Source organism: Herbaspirillum aquaticum (genome assembly GCF_002213425.1).
In the GTDB taxonomy this organism is placed as follows: domain Bacteria; phylum Pseudomonadota; class Gammaproteobacteria; order Burkholderiales; family Burkholderiaceae_D; genus Herbaspirillum; species Herbaspirillum aquaticum.
The window spans coordinates 211,216-228,850 of sequence record NZ_NJGV01000005.1; the positions used below are offsets into that span (position 1 = coordinate 211,216).

The window sequence follows — 17,635 nt, forward strand, 5'->3', positions numbered from 1 at the left end:
TGCTTGCCGACTTCTTTTGAGCGCTTGCCATGATCAAACTGAATCAGAAAGTCACCCTGCGCCACCTGCAGGCCCTGGTCACCCTGGCCGACACCAACAGTTTCAGCCGCGCCGCCGATGCCCTGGCGGTGACCCAGCCGGCCTTGTCGGCCTCCATCAAGCAGCTCGAAAACCAGCTCGGGACGCGGCTTTTCGACCGCACCACGCACCAGATCAGCCTGACCGCGCAGGGCAGCGTGGTGCTGGAATACGCCCGCCACCTGCTCAATACGGCCAGCAACATCTTCGACGACATCGAGCACGCCATCGGTACCGGACGCCACCGCATCCGGGTCGGGGCGATCCCTTCGGCGGTCACGCTGACGGCGGCGGTGATTGCGCGCTACAACCAGGCGCATGACGAACATGTGGAAATCCTGCTACAGGATATGCCCAACGATGCCCTGCTCGATGCGCTGCATTCGGGCAAGCTGGATTTCTGCGTGGGTATCAAGCCGCCGGATTCGCTGTCTTCGCAGACGCTGGAGACGGTGACCCTGTTCGAGGATGAACTGGTCTTGATCGTCTCACGCCGCCATCCCTTGTCGGCGGCCAAGGAAGTGCAGTGGCGGCAGATGGCGGGCGAGGAGATCGTGCTCTTCACCCAGGGCAGCGTATGGGAATTCGCGTCGGCGGCACTGATGCAACACGGGCTGGCGTCATCGCGACGCTACCAGGTGGTGCACAGTGAATCGCTTTACGGCGTGGTGCGCTCGGGCATCGCCATCGGCATCATGCCCAGCCTCTACACCACCTACCTGCGCGATGACAGCCTGCACGTGGCCCCGCTGCGGCAGCCGACCTTGAAACGCAAGATCGTCCTCATGCGCCGCAACGAGGTCAGCCGCAGCCACTGGACCGATCATTGTTTCCGCGAGCTGCGCAGCGACCTGAAGCAGGCCAACCAGTGGTTCTGACGGCGCACCGCAACGCTCACCGCGCTTCAGTAGCGTGCATCGGCCGGCTTCTTGTCCCGTGGCCAGTCCTTGGACTTGAGGGCGAAATCCGGGCGCGGCTGGTGCGTGAAGAACTCGGCCACGTCCACCGCATCCTGGTCCGATAGTCCGCCCTGGCCCAGCGGGAAGCGGTCATGCAGGGCGATGGGCATGTTGCGTTTGACGAAGGCCGCCGCAGTATAGGTGCGCGCCATGCCGGCGCCGATGTTGAAGGACTCCTCGCCCCATAGCGCAGGGTAGATCCACTGGCCGTCGCGACTGCGGATACCTTCGCCCTGCGGACCATGACAGGCGGCGCACTGCGCGCGGTAGATGCGTTCACCGTTGACCGGATCCGGCTTCAGATTGTGGTCGATCTTGCCGATGCCACGTCCCGGCACCTTGCCGCCGGGTTGCGCATCACGGCGCATCCACTCGATATAGGCCAGCATGGCTTGCATGTCTTGCGATCCCGGCGGCAAGGGCTTGCCGTTCATGGAGCGGGGGAAGCAGCCATTGATGCGATCTTCCAGCGTGATGACGCGCCCGGCGCGTGCCGCGTAGGACGGGAAGGCGGCCGACACGCCCACATAGGGCGAACCGCCGCCGACGGTGCCGGCATTGAGATGGCAGCTGGCGCAGTTCAGTCCGTTGCCCACGTGCTGGGGCAGCAGGCGGCCGGTCTCGATATTGAGACGGGCGCCACGGATGAGCTGAGGAGAATTTTTTTCTTTCAGCATGTCGGCCAGGCGCGGCGCTTCGAAGCGAGGGCCTTCGGGTCTCTGCTGCGGCGTCCCCAGTTCGGAACGCAGCCGGGCGACTTGGTGCGCGCTGATATTGCCCTGTTGACGTCCACCCCAGCTGGCCCGTGCGAAGTTGAGGATCTCGGCAATCTCGCCATCGCTCAACGCGGAAAACGCCGGCATGCTCATCGCCTTGGGCTGGGCATGAGTGCGTGCCGCACGCCATCCGGTGAGCATGATGTGGATCAGCGAGGAGGGCTCATCGCTTTGCAGGGTCGGATTGCCCGCCAGGGGCGGGAACAAGTCTTGCACCCCGTTGCCGTCGCTGCGATGACAGGTGGCGCAGAACTGCAGATACCCCAGCCCGCCGCGCGTGCTGTAGAGCTCGGCCGGGACGGTGCTGGTGACAGTTGCGGCAACCGCCGGGGATGGTCGTTGCGGGGACGCCGGCGACAAGCTGGCCAGATAAGTGCCGACGGCCAGCAGGTCCTCGTTGCTCAGGTATTGCGTGCTGTGCTGGACCACGTCGACCATGTTGCCCGCCACCGTACCGAAGCGGTTGCTGCCGGTGCGCAGCAGTCCGGCCACATCCTCGGGCCGCCAGCGGCCGCGCAGATCGAGCGCGCGCCAATGTTCCACCGTCTCGCCGGAGAGGAACAGCGGACCATTGCTGCCGGATTCACTCATGGTCTTTTCCTGCATGCCGATGCCGCGCGGGGTATGACAGGCCCCGCAATGCCCCGGTCCCTGGACGATGTAGGCACCGCGATTCCACTGCGCCGAGCGCGCCGGATCGGGCTCGAATGCACTGCGCTGCAGGAAGGCCATGTTCCACAGCGCCATGCCCCAGCGCTGGTTGAAGGGGAAGGACATTTCCAGTGGGCGGTTCGGCAGCGTCACCGGCTTGACCGCCTGCATCAGGTAGACGTAGAGGGCACGCATATCCTCTTCGCTCATCTTGGCGTAGGACGGGTAGGGCATCGCCGGATAAAGATGGCGGCCGTCTGCCGTTACCCCTTCGCGCATGACGCGATCGAATTGGGCGAAGCTGTACTGACCGATTCCGGTCTGTCGATCTGGCGTGATGTTGGTGGAATAAAGTTTGCCGAAGGGGGTCTCCAACGCCAGGCCACCGGCCATGGGCTTGCCCTTGTCGTGTGTGTGACAGGCCACGCAATCGCCCAGCCGCGCGACGTAGCGGCCGCGCAAGACCTGCTCACGGGTGGTTGCATCGAGCGCGTCGCTGAAGTCGGACGGGAGATCGTCGGACAAGCTGGCCACGCTCGCGGGCATGGTATTGGGCGGTGCGGCGGCGGCCAGCGGCGAGCAAAATGCAGCGCACAGCGTCAGCGAGGAAAGCAGGGAGACAGTCAGGGGAAGAAGGGGAAGAAGGGGGCGGCGAAGACTTGTCATGATGGTTCCGGGTGGTTATTCCGAGGGGGAAACATCCACCATTTAAGCCTTGCTCCGCAGCCACCCCGAGCGCCTCATCGGGATTGGCTTGATCTTCCGCAAAGCCCGTCGACGCGGCCTGTGTCAGGTTTTTGATGGCTTTCACAAACCTTTCCCTGGCAACAAAAAACGCCATCCGAACAGCCCGGATGGCGTTGTCAACGAAGGCGGCGCAGCATTCGCTGCGCGGATCGCCAGATCTCAGCGGCGCGGCGAGCGCAAGGACATGCGCTGCAGGATGGGCATGCGATCAAAGAGCTGGTGCCACAGCGCGCCCAGCACATGCAGGCCGACCAGGAAATACACCGCGTTGCCCATGAACTCGTGCACCTCCTTGATGGGGCCGCGTACGGCCATGTCCTTGGCCAGGATCACCGGGAGCGTCATGCCGAAGAACACCACATCGCGCCCACCGGCCTGGGTGAAGAGGATGCCGGTGATGGGCAGGCCGATCATCACGGCATACAGCAGCAGGTGCACGGCGCTCGCACCGAGCTGCTGCAGGCGCGGCAGCGGCAGCTCGGGCGGCACGCCCGTCAGCTTGCGGGCCACCAGGCGCACCACGACGAAGATCAGCACCAGCTGGCCGGCATGCATGTGTACGGTGCGCAGCAGGTCGCGCAGGGGATCGCCCTTGGGGATGTCTTCGCGGTATTCGATGGTGGCCAGCGCCACCACGAACAAGAGGAACATCAGCCAGTGCAGCGCGGCGTAGAGGGGGTGGTAACGGGTGCCTTGCCCGAAGGCATCATTGGACTTGTTCATTTGGGTTCCCATGGAAAAAAGCTGCCCCATGGTAAGCCACGAAACTTAGTCCGGCATTAGCCCGGCGCAATAAATTGCTGACCAGGCCTGACCGTTGCCGTTGCTGGTGCGGGTATATCGAGGATCACGCGCAAGCCAGCCTGTGATTGCTCATCGCTTGCCGCCAGGCGCACCACGATATCCAGCCGCGCGGCCACCGACTGCACGATCGCCAGGCCCAGGCCCGAACCCGGCGCCGCTGCCGGGTCGAGCCGCAGGAACGGCTGGAAGACACGCTCGCGCTCGCTGGCCGGGATGCCGGGACCATTGTCGGCAATCTCCAGGCGGACATGGCCCGGCGGCGTTTGTGCCGGCGCCGCCAGGGTCAGGCTGATACAGCCGCCTGGCGGGGTGTAGCGGATCGCGTTGTTGACCAGGTTGCCCAGCAGCAAGCCCAGCTCCATGGCATTGGTGTCGACCTCGGCGTCAAGGGACCCGTCAACGCCGAGATCGATGTTCTTCTGCTGGGCCAGCGGCAACAGGTCTTCCAGCACCGGGCGCACGGCTTCGCGCAGGACCAGGCGCTGGCGCGGTGCTTCACCGGCCTGGTCCTGCGCTTGTACGCGCGCCAGGGCCAGCAACTGGGTCACCAGCGTACGCGCCCGTGCCAGCCCTTGTTCCAGGCGTTGCAGGCGTTCGCGGGCGGTGTCGGACAACTCGCTTTGGTGCAGGCGTTCGGCCTGCAGCGAGAGTGCGGCCAGGGGCGTACGCAATTCATGCGCGGCATCGGCCACAAAGCGCCGCTGCGCCGTCATCGCGCCTTGCACGCGCGCCAGCAGGCGATTGATGGCGTCCACGAAGGGACTGATTTCGGTGGGCAGGCCTGTCGTGGGCAGGGGGGCAAGCTGATCGTCGCGGCGCCGGTCGATCTCGCCGCGCAGGCTGGCCAGGGGTGCAAAGAGCCGTCCCATGATGCGCTGGAGTGCCAGCAGCAATACCGGTACCAGGATCAGGACCGGTATCAATGCACGCCAGGCGGCGCGCACGGCGATGCGGTCGCGCACGTCGGTTTCCTGCGCCAGGGCGATGCGCCGGCCCGAGGGCAGGGGCTGGACGTAGACGCGAAAGTTTTCATGAAACATGAAGACCGTCTGGAAGCCATCGTGCAATCCCTCCGGCAGCGGCAGTGCGGCACCTGTGGTGCCGGCCTGGCCCGGTTGGGGCAGCCACTGCACGCTGATGCGGGATTCATGATCGGCACCGGGATAGCTGCCCACGGCGCCATCATCGGGCAGGCTGCCGCCCAGGCGGACGATGAGCGCGCCCACCTGCAACAGCAGGTCGTCCTGGAGGCGGATGGAATCGCGATAGGCGCTGATGAAACCGAAGGCACCGGCGCCCACGGCCACCAGCAGGATGGCCAGCGTCAGCGCCACCGACAGGCGGGCTTGCAGGGAGCGTTGCAGGTGCTTCATGGCGTGGCCGTTCCCCGCGCTACCATCCAGCCCATGCCGCGGACGTTCTTGATGGCCTCGCGGTCCAGTTTCTTGCGCAATCCGTGGATCAGGAATTCGACCGCATTGCTCTCCACTTCCTCGCCCCAGCCATAGATGCGTTCTTCCAGCTCACCGCGCGAAAGGATGGCACCGGGACGATGCATGAGTGCCTGCAGCAAGGAAAACTCGCGCGCCGACAGCTTCACCGGTGGCTGGCCTTGCCAGCGTGCGGTCTTCTCGGCCAAATCCAGGCACAACTGGCCGTTGTCCAGCACCACTGTGGCCGCGCCGGACTTGCGCCGCATCACGGCGCGCAGGCGCGCCAGCAACTCGCCCATGGCAAAGGGCTTGAGGATGTAGTCATCGGCGCCGCTGTCGAGCCCGTCGATGCGGTCCTGCACGCCATCGCGGGCGGTGAGGATCAGCACCGGCGTGGCAGCGTGCCTGCGCAATTGGCGCAGTACCGACAAGCCATCGGTACCGGGCAGGCCCAGGTCCAGCAGGGCGGCGTCGTACTGCTGTTGCGCCAGCGCGACCAGGGCCAGCGCGCCGTCCTGCACCCAGTCTGCTGCGTAGCCAGCGTCCTTCAGGGCGGCACGGACTTCTTCGCCGATCATCGCGTCATCTTCCACCAGCAGTATTCGCATCGCTCGCCATGCCTTCCTCAAGGTACCGATCGACCTGACCGGATGGCGCTAGAGTCTAAGTCAAAATGTGCGGCGGCAGTGCATCGGCGAGCAGCGCGGAGCGGCTCAAAGCCGCCGGGCCGCGATACGCTGCGCCGCGAAGGCGCGGGCGGCCTCGATGGCCTGGTCGCGGCTGCGCGCCGGTGCCCCGATCTGCACTTGCTGGCGCTGGACGACGCACAGGCTGCGGCGCGAGGTGGAACGCCCGCGATAGATCGTCACGAAGGGTTGCCAGCCGGTATTGGCGAGGTTGGCATACGCTTCCAGGACAATCTCGTATTGCCCCATCACTTCGATGTGCATGATGTGCTCCCTGCTGCATGGTGTCGATGGCGCGAGCATAAGCAAGCAGCAACGTGGATGCCATGCTTGCACACGCTGTACCGGCCTGCAGAATACGTCTTCTGTGCTGCCCGCAGCAAGCCATGCCACCCATGCACGCGCTACCTGGCCACATTGCGATGGTCGATCAGGCAGGCTGTTGCTAGCTATCAATGCCGGTGGCAACTGTGTTCCACAAGCCTCCCGCGCTGTGTATGTACCGGGCCCAGCGTACCCCTCCTAGACTTCCTTCCCATGCACAGCAAGCCGTCGCCGACGGCGCAAGCAAGGAAGGCATCATGCGATCCCCCAGCATTGGCACCATGGCCGGCATTGGCCGCTCCGATATCGCCCGCAGCAGTGAACCAGTTCACGGCTATAGCCGCACCATGATCGAATGGGGTGCGCTGGCGGCCACGCTGGGTTTTACGGCGCTGCTCATTGCCAACTTCGTCTGGTCCGAGCAGCGCCTGGTGGTGGCCGATGAAACCGAGCGCATGCAGAGCCAGGCGCGCATCATCGAGGAGAACCTGGCGCACCAGTTCCAGGGCGTACGCCATGCGCTGGAAAGCGCGCGCAGCGCCCTGGGCGAGGACTCCGGCTGCACCGCGTCCTGCCAGCGACTGCTGCTGCAATCGCTCAAGCGCGCCATGCCGGGGGTGCGGGCCATGGTGGTGCTCGATGCGCGCGGCTACATCCTGCGCTCGGCCGATGATCTCGATGACCGGCGCCTGGATGACAGCGATTTCCTTTCGCAGATCCCGCGCATGTCCTCGGGGCAAATGATGTACGTCTCGCAGCCCTATGAGAACACGCCCGGTGTCTTCAACATCAAGCTCACGCTGCCGGTGACCACACCGGAAGGGCGGATCGAGGGCGCGGTCAGTGCCATCCTCAATCCCGAGTATTTCGATGCCGTGATGCGCTCGGCCCTGTATGCCGAGGACATGAACATCGCCATCACCGGCGAGGACGGGCGGCGCCTGCTGTTCGTGCCGGCCAACGCTGCGCAGATGCGCATGGGCAGCCAGCCCGGCAGCGGGCCGGAGGAAGTCCTGCAGAAGCACCTGCGTGGAGGCGACGTCACCAGCGTCATGCGCTTCGCGGACGCGCGGGGACAATCCCGGCTCATCGTCCAGCGCACCGTGACCAGCCGTGAACTGGGGCTGGACAAGACCCTGGTCATCAGCCTCTCGCGCAGCCAGGCGCAGGTCAATGCAGGCTGGCATGAGCCGGTGCATTCCTTTCTGCTGCTCTGGCTGCTTTTCGGTGTGGCCGCCGCCGTGGTGCTGGCGTGGCTGCAGCGGCGCCGGCGCGCAGCGCAGGCCCTGGCCACGCAATGCGAAAGGCAGCATGCCGAGATGACCGAGCGCATGGAACTGGCTCTCTCGGGGGCCAACCTCGGCTTGTGGGACTGGCACATCCAGCAGGATATCCGTACCGTCGACGCGCGCGCCAATGCCATGCTGGGCTATGCGCCAGAGCGCCAGTTCCATGCGCCCGGCGAGTGGCGCACGCTGGTGCACCCGGAGCACATGCCGGCACTGGACCACGCCCTGCGCCTGCACCTGGCCGACAGCCGGCACAACTTCGAAGCCGAATACCAGATGCGTCACCAGGACGGCCACTGGGTCTGGGTCCAGTGCCGCGGCAAGCTGGTCGAGCGCGATGGACAGGGCCGCCCGCTGCGCATGGTCGGCACCCGCATGGACATCAGCGCACGCAAGGCCGCCGAGCAGGAGATCGCTCGCCTGGCGTATTACGACGGCCTGACCGAACTGCCCAACCGCCGCCTGCTGCTGGATCGCCTGGGACAGGCAGTGGCCCGCTATGCGCGGGGAGGGCAGGTGGGCGCGGTGATCTTCGTGGACCTCGACAATTTCAAGGGCCTCAACGATACGCTGGGCCATGACACCGGCGACCGGCTGCTGGAGCTGGTCGCGCTGCGCCTGCGCCAGGTCACGCGCGAGGTCGATACCGTAGCGCGACTGGGTGGCGATGAATTCGTGATCCTGCTGGAGAACCTGGGCAGCCTGGTCGAAGAAGCCGAGCACAATGCCGAGTGCGTCTGCCGCAAGATCCTGGTGGCGCTCAATGCCGGCTATGAACTGCAGGGCCATGAGGTACGCAGCACACCCAGCCTTGGCGTGGTGCTCTTCGGCAATGGTCGGCATACCGTCAATGACCTGCTGCGCCAGGCTGACATGGCCATGTATGAAGCCAAGGCGGCAGGCCGCAATACTTACCGTTTCTTCTGCCCTTCGATGCAGGAAGTGCTGGACCAGATGGCCATGCTGGAAAACGATTTGCGCCACGCCCTGGTACGCCATGAGCTGCGCCTGCACTACCAGCCCATCGTGCGTGCAGACGGCAGCCTCTCCGGGGTGGAGGCCCTGATGCGCTGGCAGCATCCCCAGCGCGGCATGGTTTATCCGGCGGAGTTCATCGGCCAGGCCGAGAAGGCCGGCCTGATCGTGGAATTCGGCCAGTGGGCGCTGACCACCGCCTGCGAGCAGCTGGCGGCCTGGGCGCACGACCCGCAGACGGCGCACCTGAGCATCTCGGTCAATGTCAGTGCCCGGCAGTTCCGCCAGCCCGACTTCGCCCAATGCGTGCTGGAGATCCTGGAACGGACCGGTGCCGATGCGCACCGGCTCAAGCTGGAACTCACCGAGAGCATGCTGCTCACCGACCTCGATGCCCTCATTGCGCGCATGGCCATGCTCAAGGAAACCGGACTGGGCTTCTCGCTGGATGATTTCGGTACCGGCTATTCCTCGCTGAGCTATCTCAAGAAGCTGCCGCTGGACCAGCTCAAGATTGACCGGTCCTTCGTGCAGGACATGTTGCAGACGCCGCATGCCGGGGCCATCGTGCAGACCATCGTCAGCCTGGCGCGTGGGCTGGGCCTGGATGTGGTGGCCGAAGGCGTGGAGACCAGCGAGCAATGGGCCGCCTTGCGGCAGCTCGGCTGCACCGGCCTGCAGGGCTACCTGTTCGGCAAGCCGGCGCCGGTGGAGCAATTGCGTTGGGGCAGCTTGATGGGCGCGCACAACAGCGTGGCAGAGCAGGCCGAGCCGGCCGCCCCGCCGCGCACGGCTCACCTGGCGTTGATCAGCCCGCCCGCCGGGGCCTGAGCCGCCAGCGGGCGCGCCGCCTGGTAGTGCGGTTGTGCTGCCTGTGCGCTGCCGGCCAAGAGGCCGTGACACAGTTCGCCCAGGGTGCGCACGGCCGCTTCGATGCCGTCTTCCCACGGGAAGCTGTAGTTGAGCCGGATGCAATGCCGGAAGGCCCCGTCGGTACTGAACATGTCGCCCGGCGCCACGCTGATGCCGGCGGCCTGCGCCAGCGCGTGCAGCTCCAGTGCCAGGATGCCGTCCGGCAGCGTGACCCACAGCAGGTAACCGCCCTGTGGCTCGGAACAGCGGGTGCCGGCCGGGAAGAACCGCAGGACGGCAGCACGCATGATGCGCTGGCGCTGCATGAGGAGCTTGCGCAGTCGGCGCAGGTGAAAATCGTAGCCCTCGCTTTGCAGGTATTCCGCCACTGCGCGCTGCGGATGCGCCGGCATGGACACCGTATTGAGGAACTTGAGCCGCTCCACCGCCTGCCGGTAACGGCCCGGCAGGGTCCAGCCGATATGGTGTTCCGGCGTGAGGCTCTTGGAGAAGGACGAGCAGTACAGTACCCGTCCGTCCTGGTCATAGCTCTTGGCCGTGCGGGGGCGCTGCTCGCCAAAGTGCAGTTCGCCATAGACATCATTTTCCACCAGCGGCAGGTCGTGCTTGGCCAGCAGGCGCACCAGCGCCTGCTTTCTGGCGTCCGGCATGACGTAGCCGAGCGGGTTCTGGAAATTGGTCATCACCGCCACGCCGGCTACGTCGCCGCTGGCCAGCGCCCGGTCCAGCGAGGGCAGGTCCATGCCCTGGTCCGCGTCGGTGGCGATGGGCAAGGCGCGCATGCCGGTCCGCTCGATGGCATGCAGCAGTGCGTAGTAGGTCGGCGACTCCACCGCAATGGCAGCCCCCGGCCGGGCGATGGCGTGCAGGCAGAGCTGCAGCGCCTCGGTGGCGCCCTGGGTGATGATGATCTCGCCGGCTTGCACCGGCAGCCCGGTCTGCAAATGACGCCGCGCGATCTGGCGGATCAGCTCGGCATTGCCTGGCGGGAGCACCCCGATGAGCTGCGCATGCTCGCGCCGCTTGTAGAAGCCTTGCGCCAGCTGGCTGATGCGCATCGACGGGAACAAGGCCGGATCGGGATAGGGGGAGCCCAGCGGAATGCGCGCATTGCAGTTGATCGAGCGCAGGTTGTGCAGCACCAGTTCGACTGGCGTATTGGCGGCGGGCAGCCGGCTGGCCGGCAAAGCCTGGGGGGCGGTGGCGACAGTCGGTGCCGCTGGCGCGTTCTGCGGCGTGCGAACGAAATACCCCGATTGCGGGCGGCTCTCGATGTAGCCCTGGCTCTCCAGCAGCAGGAAGGCACGGATCACGGTGGAGATGCTGAGCTGGTATTGCTGGCTGGCGCGGCGCACTGAGGGAATCTTTTCTCCCGGCAGCATCACGCCGTTGAGTATCTGGCGACGGATGGTCTCGGCAAGCGTTTCATAGAGTTTCATGGCGGTCCACGGCTGGGCTATTGGATGAGCCGATGCTAGGACTGCCGTGCCAGGCCGCCAATAACACCAAGGTATGCGGATCAGACCGCCATGGCAGCCATTCCCCGGCGCATGAGAAGCCGCCCGCGACGGCAGTGCATCAGCGCCGGATTGCCCCCTTATACTTTGGTGTAATACATGCACTACTGCATGCGCACTGGCCTTATACTCGCGTCCAAAACGGGACCGGCTATCCGCCGCAATCCCCACCGATGAAAAGTTTCACCAAACTTGGATGACAGAGGCGATGCAGCAGGGGGGATCCTACATGTACCGAACCATTCGTTCACCGGCTGTGCCGGCCGCTGCGGCCGCACTGACGGTGGCGATCTTTTCCGTTGATGCGCTGACCTCGCTGGATGTGGCTATTGCGGTGCTGTACGTGGCCGTGGTGCTGATGTCGGTCTGGATCTGGCCGCGCCGGGGTGTCATCGGGGTGATGCTGTTCTGCATGGCGCTGACCCTGCTCGCCTTCGTGCTGTCGCACGATGTGCTGCGTGACGATGCCGCCCTGGCGCGCTGCCTGGTCAGCCTGGCCGCCATTGCCATCACGGGCTTCCTGGCCGTGAAGGGACAGGAAGCCACGCAGGCGCTCCTGCAGCGCGAAGAGGCGCTCAACCAGGCCCGCAACCAGCTGGCCCACGCCAGCCGCGTGAGCACGCTGGGCGAGATGACCGCCACCATTGCCCACGAAGTCAACCAGCCGCTGGCGGCCATCCTCACGCACGGCCAGGCCGGATTGCGCTGGCTCGATCGGGACCAACCCGAACTTGGCGAAGTGCGCCGCGCCGTCGACGCCATGCAGCAGAACGCCCGCCGCGCCAGTGAAGTGATCCAGCGCATCCGTGGCATGGCACGGCAGTCGGCGCCCAGCATGGTGCCGCTGGCACCGGCTGCACTGGTGCAGGAGAGCTGCGACCTGCTGCGCCGCGAGCTACACCGGCTGCGCGTGAAGCTCAAGCTGGAACTGGCAGCGGACCTGCCGCTGGTGATGGCCGACAAGGTGCAGCTGCAGCAGGTCGTCATCAACCTGGTCATGAATGCGGCCCAGGCCATGTCCGAGGCCATGACCGTGGCGCCCACCATCGAAGTGCGCTGCAGCCTGGTCCCGGCCGGGGAGGCCCAGGAGGGCGCAGCGATGATCCAGGTCGAAGTGGCCGACAATGGTCCGGGCCTGAGCCAGGAGCACATGGAACGCATGTTTTCCGCCTTCTTCACCACCAAGAAGGAAGGCATGGGCATGGGCCTGGCGATCTGCCGCTCCATCCTGGAAGCCCATCATGGCAGCATTCGCGCCGGCAATCGCGCCCCGCAGGGCGCGGTCATGCGGGTCTTGCTGCCGCCAGTGACGGGAGGGACCTCGTGAGCCAGCCGATCCGTCCCGCGCCGAACCAGTCGGCCAGCACTTCGCCAGCCAAGCCGGTGGTGTACATCGTGGATGATGATCCGGCCTTGCGCGAAGCCCTCGACAGCCTGTTGCGCTCGGTCGGCCTGCAGGTGGTCGGCTATGCCAGCGCGGTGGAGTTCCAGCAGCGTGCGGCCCTGGCCGCACCGGCCTGCCTGTTGCTGGACGTACGGCTGCAAGGCATGAGCGGGCTGGATGTACAGGCCGAGCTGGTGCGCAGCGGGGTGGACATGCCCGTGATCCTGATGACCGGGCATGGCGACATCCCCATGAGCGTACGCGCCATGAAAGCCGGCGCCGTTGATTTCCTCACCAAGCCTTTCCGCGACCAGGACCTGCTCGACGCAGTGGCGGCCGCCCATGAGAAGGATCGCCACCAGCTGGCCCAACGCCAGGCCCGCAGCGGCCTGCAGGCGCGCTACGCGAGCCTGACCCCGCGCGAATCGGAAGTGATGTGGCTGGCCGTCAGCGGCTTGCTCAACAAGCAGATTGCCGGTGAGCTTGGCACCAGCGAAGTCACGGTCAAGATCCATCGCGGCCATGCGATGAAGAAGATGCAGGCGCGTTCCTTCGCCGACCTGGTCCGAATGAGCCAGGCACTGGAACAGGACGGACTCAAGCCGCAGCCCTGAAAGCCGCGTGCGGACTGGCGCCGCGGCGCTCATACCAATGTATGATTCCCGCCCCGGCGCGGGATTGCTAACCTGCGATCAAGAATGCATCTCATCCATCGGGATGCACAGGACAAGCCGCCCCCGGCATCACGCGAGGCGCGGCATCGCCAAGGGAATGCAGTGAATCACACAAGCAAGATCGCCGTCATCGATGACGACGCCTCCATGCGCGAAGCGCTTTCGGCGCTGATGCGCTCCATGGGTTGGCAAGTGCAATGCCACGCCAGCGCCAGCGATTTCCTCGCCGCGCTGGGCTATGACGGGACCGACTGCATCGTCACCGATGTCCAGATGCCCGGAATGAGCGGCGTGGAATTGCTGGAATGGCTGCGCGGCCAGCAGCTGGCCACGCCAGTGGTAGTCATCACCTCCTATCCCACACGCGTGCAAGAAGAGCGTGTGCAGGCAGCAGGGCAGGCGGCCTTCCTGGGCAAGCCCTTTGATGGTGACGAGATGTTGCATACGGTTGAACGCCTGTTGACGAAATGACCCCGGGGGACATGATGGAACATCTGATGCTGCAATCGCGGCCGGTGCCGCGCCGCTGGAAAGACAGCCTGCTGGCGCTGCTGCCGCCGCCTGCGGCGGGACATGAGCGCAGCATGCGCCAGCGCCTGGCGCGTCACACGCGCTGGCCGATCTATCTGCTGCTGACCCTGGTGGTGGCCTGCGGGGCCGGCCTCTCCATGGTGATGCAGCACACTGTCGAGAACATCCGCAATGCCGCCGATCCGCTGGTGCATTGGACCCTTCATGGCCTGGGCATGCACGACGTGACCGAGCTGCTGCGCCAGGATGGCCTGGTCGATGTCAACCTGCAGCGCATTGCCCGCCTGGTGCACTGGTTCAACCTGCTGGCGCTGGCCACGGCGCTGTTCATGATGTATCACATTCGCGCGCGCTTTCGCTCCGAAGATGCGCTGGCGCACCAGGCCGCACACGACCCGCTGACCGGACTGGCGCATCGCCGCTCGCTGGAGCGACGTATGCATCAGTTGCAGGGACATCCCCATACATTGGTGCTGGGCAGCGTGGATCGCTTCGAACGCGTCATCGGTGCCTACGGGCATGAATTCGCCGACGCCATGATCATCGACATCGCCACCCGCCTGCGTACCATCGCCGGCGCCTACCAGGGCGAGGTGTTCCGGCTCGATGGCGCCAATTTCGTCATCCTGTACCGCCAGCAGGCCCAGTCCGAGGACGTTGGGCGCGCCCTGGTGGCCTTGCAGGCGGGCATGCAGCGTCCCTTCAGCTGCCGCACGCACGAAGTGTTTTCACACCTGAGCCTGGGCGCTGTCGAGTATCCGCGCCACGGCGGCGATGCGGTGCAGCTGCTGCGCAACGCCGACGCCGCCCTGCAGTCGGCGCGCCAGCAGGGCGGCAGCCTGCTGGTGACGTATTCAGAGGCGCTCAATGCCGAGGCGCAGCGGCGCGTGGACCTGGAGGCGCAGCTGGTGCATGCACTCGAACGCGACGAACTGGAGCTGCACCTGCAGCCCCAGCAATCGCTGGCCGATGGCAGCCTGGTTGGTTTCGAGGCGCTGGTGCGCTGGCGTCGCCAAGGGCAGCTGGTGCCGCCGGGCGACTTCATTCCGGTGGCCGAGGAGTCGGGCCTGGTCATTGCCATCGGCGAATGGGTGCTGGAGCGGGCCTGCGCGCAGATCCATGCATTGCGCAACCTGACCGGGCGTGACGTGGTGGTGGCGGTCAATATCTCGGCCAGGCATTTCGGGCATCCCGATTTCCTGGCGCGCATGGAGGCGCTGCTGGCCCGCACCGGCATCCCGCCGGCCAGCCTGGAGCTGGAAATCACCGAGGGCGCAGTCATGGAGCATACCGAAGCGGCGATCGAACTGTTGCATGCGCTGCGCGCACTGGGGCTGAAGCTGTCCATCGATGATTTCGGTACCGGTTATTCCAGCCTGGCTTACCTGAAGCGTTTTCCGATCGACAAGCTCAAGGTCGATCGCTCCTTCGTCAGCCAGCTGCGGCCGCATTCGCAGGATGCCGCCATCGTCCAGGCCGTCATCGGGCTGGGCCACACGCTGGGTATCAAGGTCATCGCCGAAGGGGTGGAAACGGTCCAGCAGCGCGAATGGCTCAAGCGCCTGAGCTGCGACGAGATCCAGGGCTATTTCTACAGCCGGCCGCTGGCCGAGCCGCAACTGCTGGGTTTCGTGATCGGGCAAATGCGCAACGATGCGGCGGCGGCCTGAATGGTGTGCGGGAAGCAGCGCTGCGGAAGGCGGTCGGGAAGTTTTGCAGGGACCCAATGAGGCAAGCGCTGCATACATGCGTGGGGAAAAGGACACTTGTCCTTTGACATCCTCGAACCGGTACGCCCGATCTGACTTGATGTATGGGCCGGATTGCGGTGAGATGCATGCATCTTTCCGATCCGCTGTGCGGGGCAGGGTGGCCGGGAAGATGGCCGCTTTTCCGTGATGCGCGCTGGAGCCTGGTGCAAGGCTGACGGCAGGAAAGCAGATGAGTCCCCCCCGAGCTGCCGGCGCCGCGCTATGCGGTCCGATCTTTTTCCCCCCTCCAGGGTGACTCATCCACAGGCGGCATTCTAGCGGGGCTTGCAGGGAAAGAAACTAGTCCAATTGGACTGGTCAGCCAGTCCTCAGCAATCCTGATCCACGAAAGAAGCCGGGGCAGTGCCAAATACCCGGGCGTTTCCGGCCGACTGAATCAGCGTTTCATGGACGGTCTCGGTGAGAAAGTCGGGATGTTGACGCATATACACATCAAAAGAATGTCAATGATGTATTTATGCGCCATTTCCACTTTCCTTGGCAGGCAAGGCGTCTTCACTGCCGTTGTCAAACTTCACCTCCAACATTAAAATGAGAATTATTATTATCTAGAAGCCTCACTACCCCCATGCCCGTCCCGCATCCCGCCGACGCCCAGCGCGTCGACTCGCTCTATCGCGAGCATCATGGCTGGCTGCAGCAGTGGCTGCGACGCAGGCTGGGCAGCAGCAGCGATGCCGCCGACCTGGCCCAGGATACCTTCCTGCGGGTGCTGGGCAAGCCGCAAGTGCTGGCCGACCTGCGCGAACCGCGCGCCTGGCTGACCCGGATCGCGCAGGGCCTGGTGGTGGACAAGGTCCGGCGCGACGAAGTCGAACGCGCCTGCCTGGAGGCCATCTCCCACCTGCCGATGCCGGAAGTGATCTCGCCCGAGGCCAGGATGCTGCTGGTGGAAGCACTGGCCACCATCGACGCCATGCTCGAAGGCCTGGGGGCCAAGCCGCGCGAGGCTTTCCTGATGTCCCGCCTGGATGACCTGGGCTACGCCGAGATCGCCCAACGCATGGGCGTATCGCTGAGCAGCGTCGAAAAATACATGGCGGCGGCCATCCGCCATTGCTACCTGATGCGACAAGCCTGGCAGTCGCGCTGAAGCGCACCCGCTCGCGCAGCTGCCCGCCGATATGCCCGCCCATCCCATGCCTTCCGCCCCGCCTGATCCCGTACTGGAACAAGCCATCGCCTGGCTGGTCCAGCTGCGCGCGCAGCCTTCCGGAGTCGCACCGGATCCCGCCTTGCAAGCCCGTATCGATGCCTGGCGCGCAGCAGACGGCCGTCACGAAACGGTGTGGTCCGAGCTGATGGCGGCGGAAGCCCAGTTCCAGCGGCTGGTGGCGCTGCCGGTCGCGCCCGCGCAATGGCAGCAACCGCTGGCGGCGCTCAATGGCTCACGCAGCCGCCGCCAGGCGCGCCGTCGCTGGCTTGGCGGGGTGGCGCTGGGCCTGGGCAGCGTAGCCCTGGCCGGCTTTGCCGCGCGCCAGGCCGGTCTGTTCGACCGTGTCGCCGGCCAGCGCTACGCCACCGGGACCGGCGAGCAACGCCGGGTGGTGCTGGGCGACGGCACGCAACTGGCCCTCAACACCGCGACCGATGTGCGCCTGCAGTTCGATGCGCAGCAGCGCCTGATCGCGCTGGAGCAAGGCGAGATCTTCATCGAGACCGGCCGCGATGCACTTTCGCCCCTGCATCGTCCGTTGCTGGTGCAGACCGCCCAGGCTCGCCTGCAGGCGCTGGGCACGCGCTTTGCGGTGCGCCAGCAAGAGGGCGTGACCCGCCTGAGCGTGCTGGAAGGAAGGGTAGCCGTCGACCCGGGGCAGGGCGCGCGCACCGTGATCGTCCCCGGTGAAACGGTGGACATCGATGCGCATGGCCAGCTGCGGCGCCAGGCCATTCCCGCTGCCAACATGGACCCAACGGCCTGGCTCGGGGGCACGCTGGTGGCGCGCGACATGCGGCTGGGCGACGTGGTAGCCGAGATGGCGCGCTATCGCCACGGTTGGCTCCAATGCGAGGACAGCGTGGCGTCCTTGAAGGTGTCGGGCGTGTTCCAGCTGCGCGATGGCGATGCGGCACTGGAGTCACTGGCGCAAGCGCTGCCGGTGCGTATCGAGCAGCGCACCCGCTTCTGGGTCCGGGTGGCGGCGCAACACAGCCAATAAGAA

14 protein-coding genes are annotated in these 17,635 nt (G+C 65.6%); 8 read left to right on the forward strand and 6 right to left on the reverse strand.

Translation table 11 applies throughout. The annotated features are described in order from the left end of the window. Positions 1-29 precede the first annotated feature (29 nt). The gene (locus tag CEJ45_RS07110) at positions 30-956 is read left to right on the forward strand and encodes a LysR family transcriptional regulator (RefSeq protein ID WP_088754465.1); all 927 of its coding nucleotides are present in this window, start codon (positions 30-32) and stop codon (positions 954-956) included. 26 nt (positions 957-982) lie between these two features. Here CEJ45_RS07110 and CEJ45_RS07115 read toward each other — a convergent pair whose 3' ends face one another. The 5 genes from CEJ45_RS07115 to CEJ45_RS07135 all read right to left on the reverse strand — a co-directional run bounded on the left by CEJ45_RS07115 (position 983) and on the right by CEJ45_RS07135 (position 6,398). After that, positions 983-3,037 (reverse strand): c-type cytochrome, encoded by a 2,055-nt coding sequence (locus CEJ45_RS07115; RefSeq protein WP_420913287.1) that lies wholly within the window; start codon positions 3,035-3,037, stop codon positions 983-985. 333 nt (positions 3,038-3,370) lie between these two features. After that, positions 3,371-3,934 carry a cytochrome b gene (locus CEJ45_RS07120; protein WP_088754467.1) on the reverse strand — a complete coding sequence of 188 codons (564 nt, stop codon included), beginning with the start codon at positions 3,932-3,934 and terminating at the stop codon, positions 3,371-3,373. 56 nt (positions 3,935-3,990) lie between these two features. Continuing rightward, the gene (locus CEJ45_RS07125) at positions 3,991-5,388 is read right to left on the reverse strand and encodes an ATP-binding protein (protein ID WP_241517294.1); all 1,398 of its coding nucleotides are present in this window, start codon (positions 5,386-5,388) and stop codon (positions 3,991-3,993) included. Continuing rightward, positions 5,385-6,056 carry a response regulator transcription factor gene (locus CEJ45_RS07130; protein ID WP_088754468.1) on the reverse strand — a complete coding sequence of 224 codons (672 nt, stop codon included), beginning with the start codon at positions 6,054-6,056 and terminating at the stop codon, positions 5,385-5,387. The genes CEJ45_RS07125 and CEJ45_RS07130 overlap by 4 nt, the downstream gene beginning before the upstream one ends. Positions 6,057-6,161: 105 nt before the next feature. Beyond that, positions 6,162-6,398 (reverse strand): hypothetical protein, encoded by a 237-nt coding sequence (locus CEJ45_RS07135; RefSeq protein ID WP_088754469.1) that lies wholly within the window; start codon positions 6,396-6,398, stop codon positions 6,162-6,164. A gap of 317 nt (positions 6,399-6,715) precedes the next feature. Between CEJ45_RS07135 and CEJ45_RS07140 the strand changes: the two genes are divergently transcribed. Beyond that, a complete protein-coding gene (locus tag CEJ45_RS07140) occupies positions 6,716-9,553 on the forward strand; it encodes a bifunctional diguanylate cyclase/phosphodiesterase (protein WP_158214897.1) in 2,838 nt (945 codons plus the stop codon). Here the strand turns inward: CEJ45_RS07140 and CEJ45_RS07145 are convergent. Beyond that, positions 9,517-11,034, reverse strand: coding sequence for an aminotransferase-like domain-containing protein (locus CEJ45_RS07145; RefSeq protein ID WP_088754471.1), 1,518 nt, complete (start codon positions 11,032-11,034; stop codon positions 9,517-9,519). The two genes, CEJ45_RS07140 and CEJ45_RS07145, sit on opposite strands and share 37 nt — an antisense overlap. 307 nt (positions 11,035-11,341) lie before the next feature. Here CEJ45_RS07145 and CEJ45_RS07150 point away from each other — a divergent pair, with 307 nt between their 5' ends. From CEJ45_RS07150 to CEJ45_RS07175, 6 genes are all read left to right on the forward strand, one after another. After that, positions 11,342-12,439 carry a sensor histidine kinase gene (locus CEJ45_RS07150; protein WP_158214898.1) on the forward strand — a complete coding sequence of 366 codons (1,098 nt, stop codon included), beginning with the start codon at positions 11,342-11,344 and terminating at the stop codon, positions 12,437-12,439. Next, a complete protein-coding gene (locus tag CEJ45_RS07155; protein WP_241517295.1) occupies positions 12,436-13,110 on the forward strand; it encodes a response regulator transcription factor in 675 nt (224 codons plus the stop codon). The genes CEJ45_RS07150 and CEJ45_RS07155 overlap by 4 nt, the downstream gene beginning before the upstream one ends. Before the next feature lie 162 nt (positions 13,111-13,272). Further along, positions 13,273-13,641 (forward strand): response regulator transcription factor, encoded by a 369-nt coding sequence (locus CEJ45_RS07160; RefSeq protein WP_158214899.1) that lies wholly within the window; start codon positions 13,273-13,275, stop codon positions 13,639-13,641. 11 nt (positions 13,642-13,652) lie between these two features. Continuing rightward, entirely contained in the window at positions 13,653-15,371 is a 1,719-nt protein-coding gene (locus tag CEJ45_RS07165; protein WP_229296918.1) for a putative bifunctional diguanylate cyclase/phosphodiesterase, read from the forward strand. Between the two features lie 670 nt (positions 15,372-16,041). Further along, positions 16,042-16,566, forward strand: coding sequence for a sigma-70 family RNA polymerase sigma factor (locus tag CEJ45_RS07170; RefSeq protein ID WP_088754474.1), 525 nt, complete (start codon positions 16,042-16,044; stop codon positions 16,564-16,566). Positions 16,567-16,612: 46 nt separating this feature from the next. After that, a complete protein-coding gene (locus tag CEJ45_RS07175; RefSeq protein ID WP_241517296.1) occupies positions 16,613-17,632 on the forward strand; it encodes a FecR family protein in 1,020 nt (339 codons plus the stop codon). The last annotated feature ends 3 nt before the right edge of the window (positions 17,633-17,635 follow it).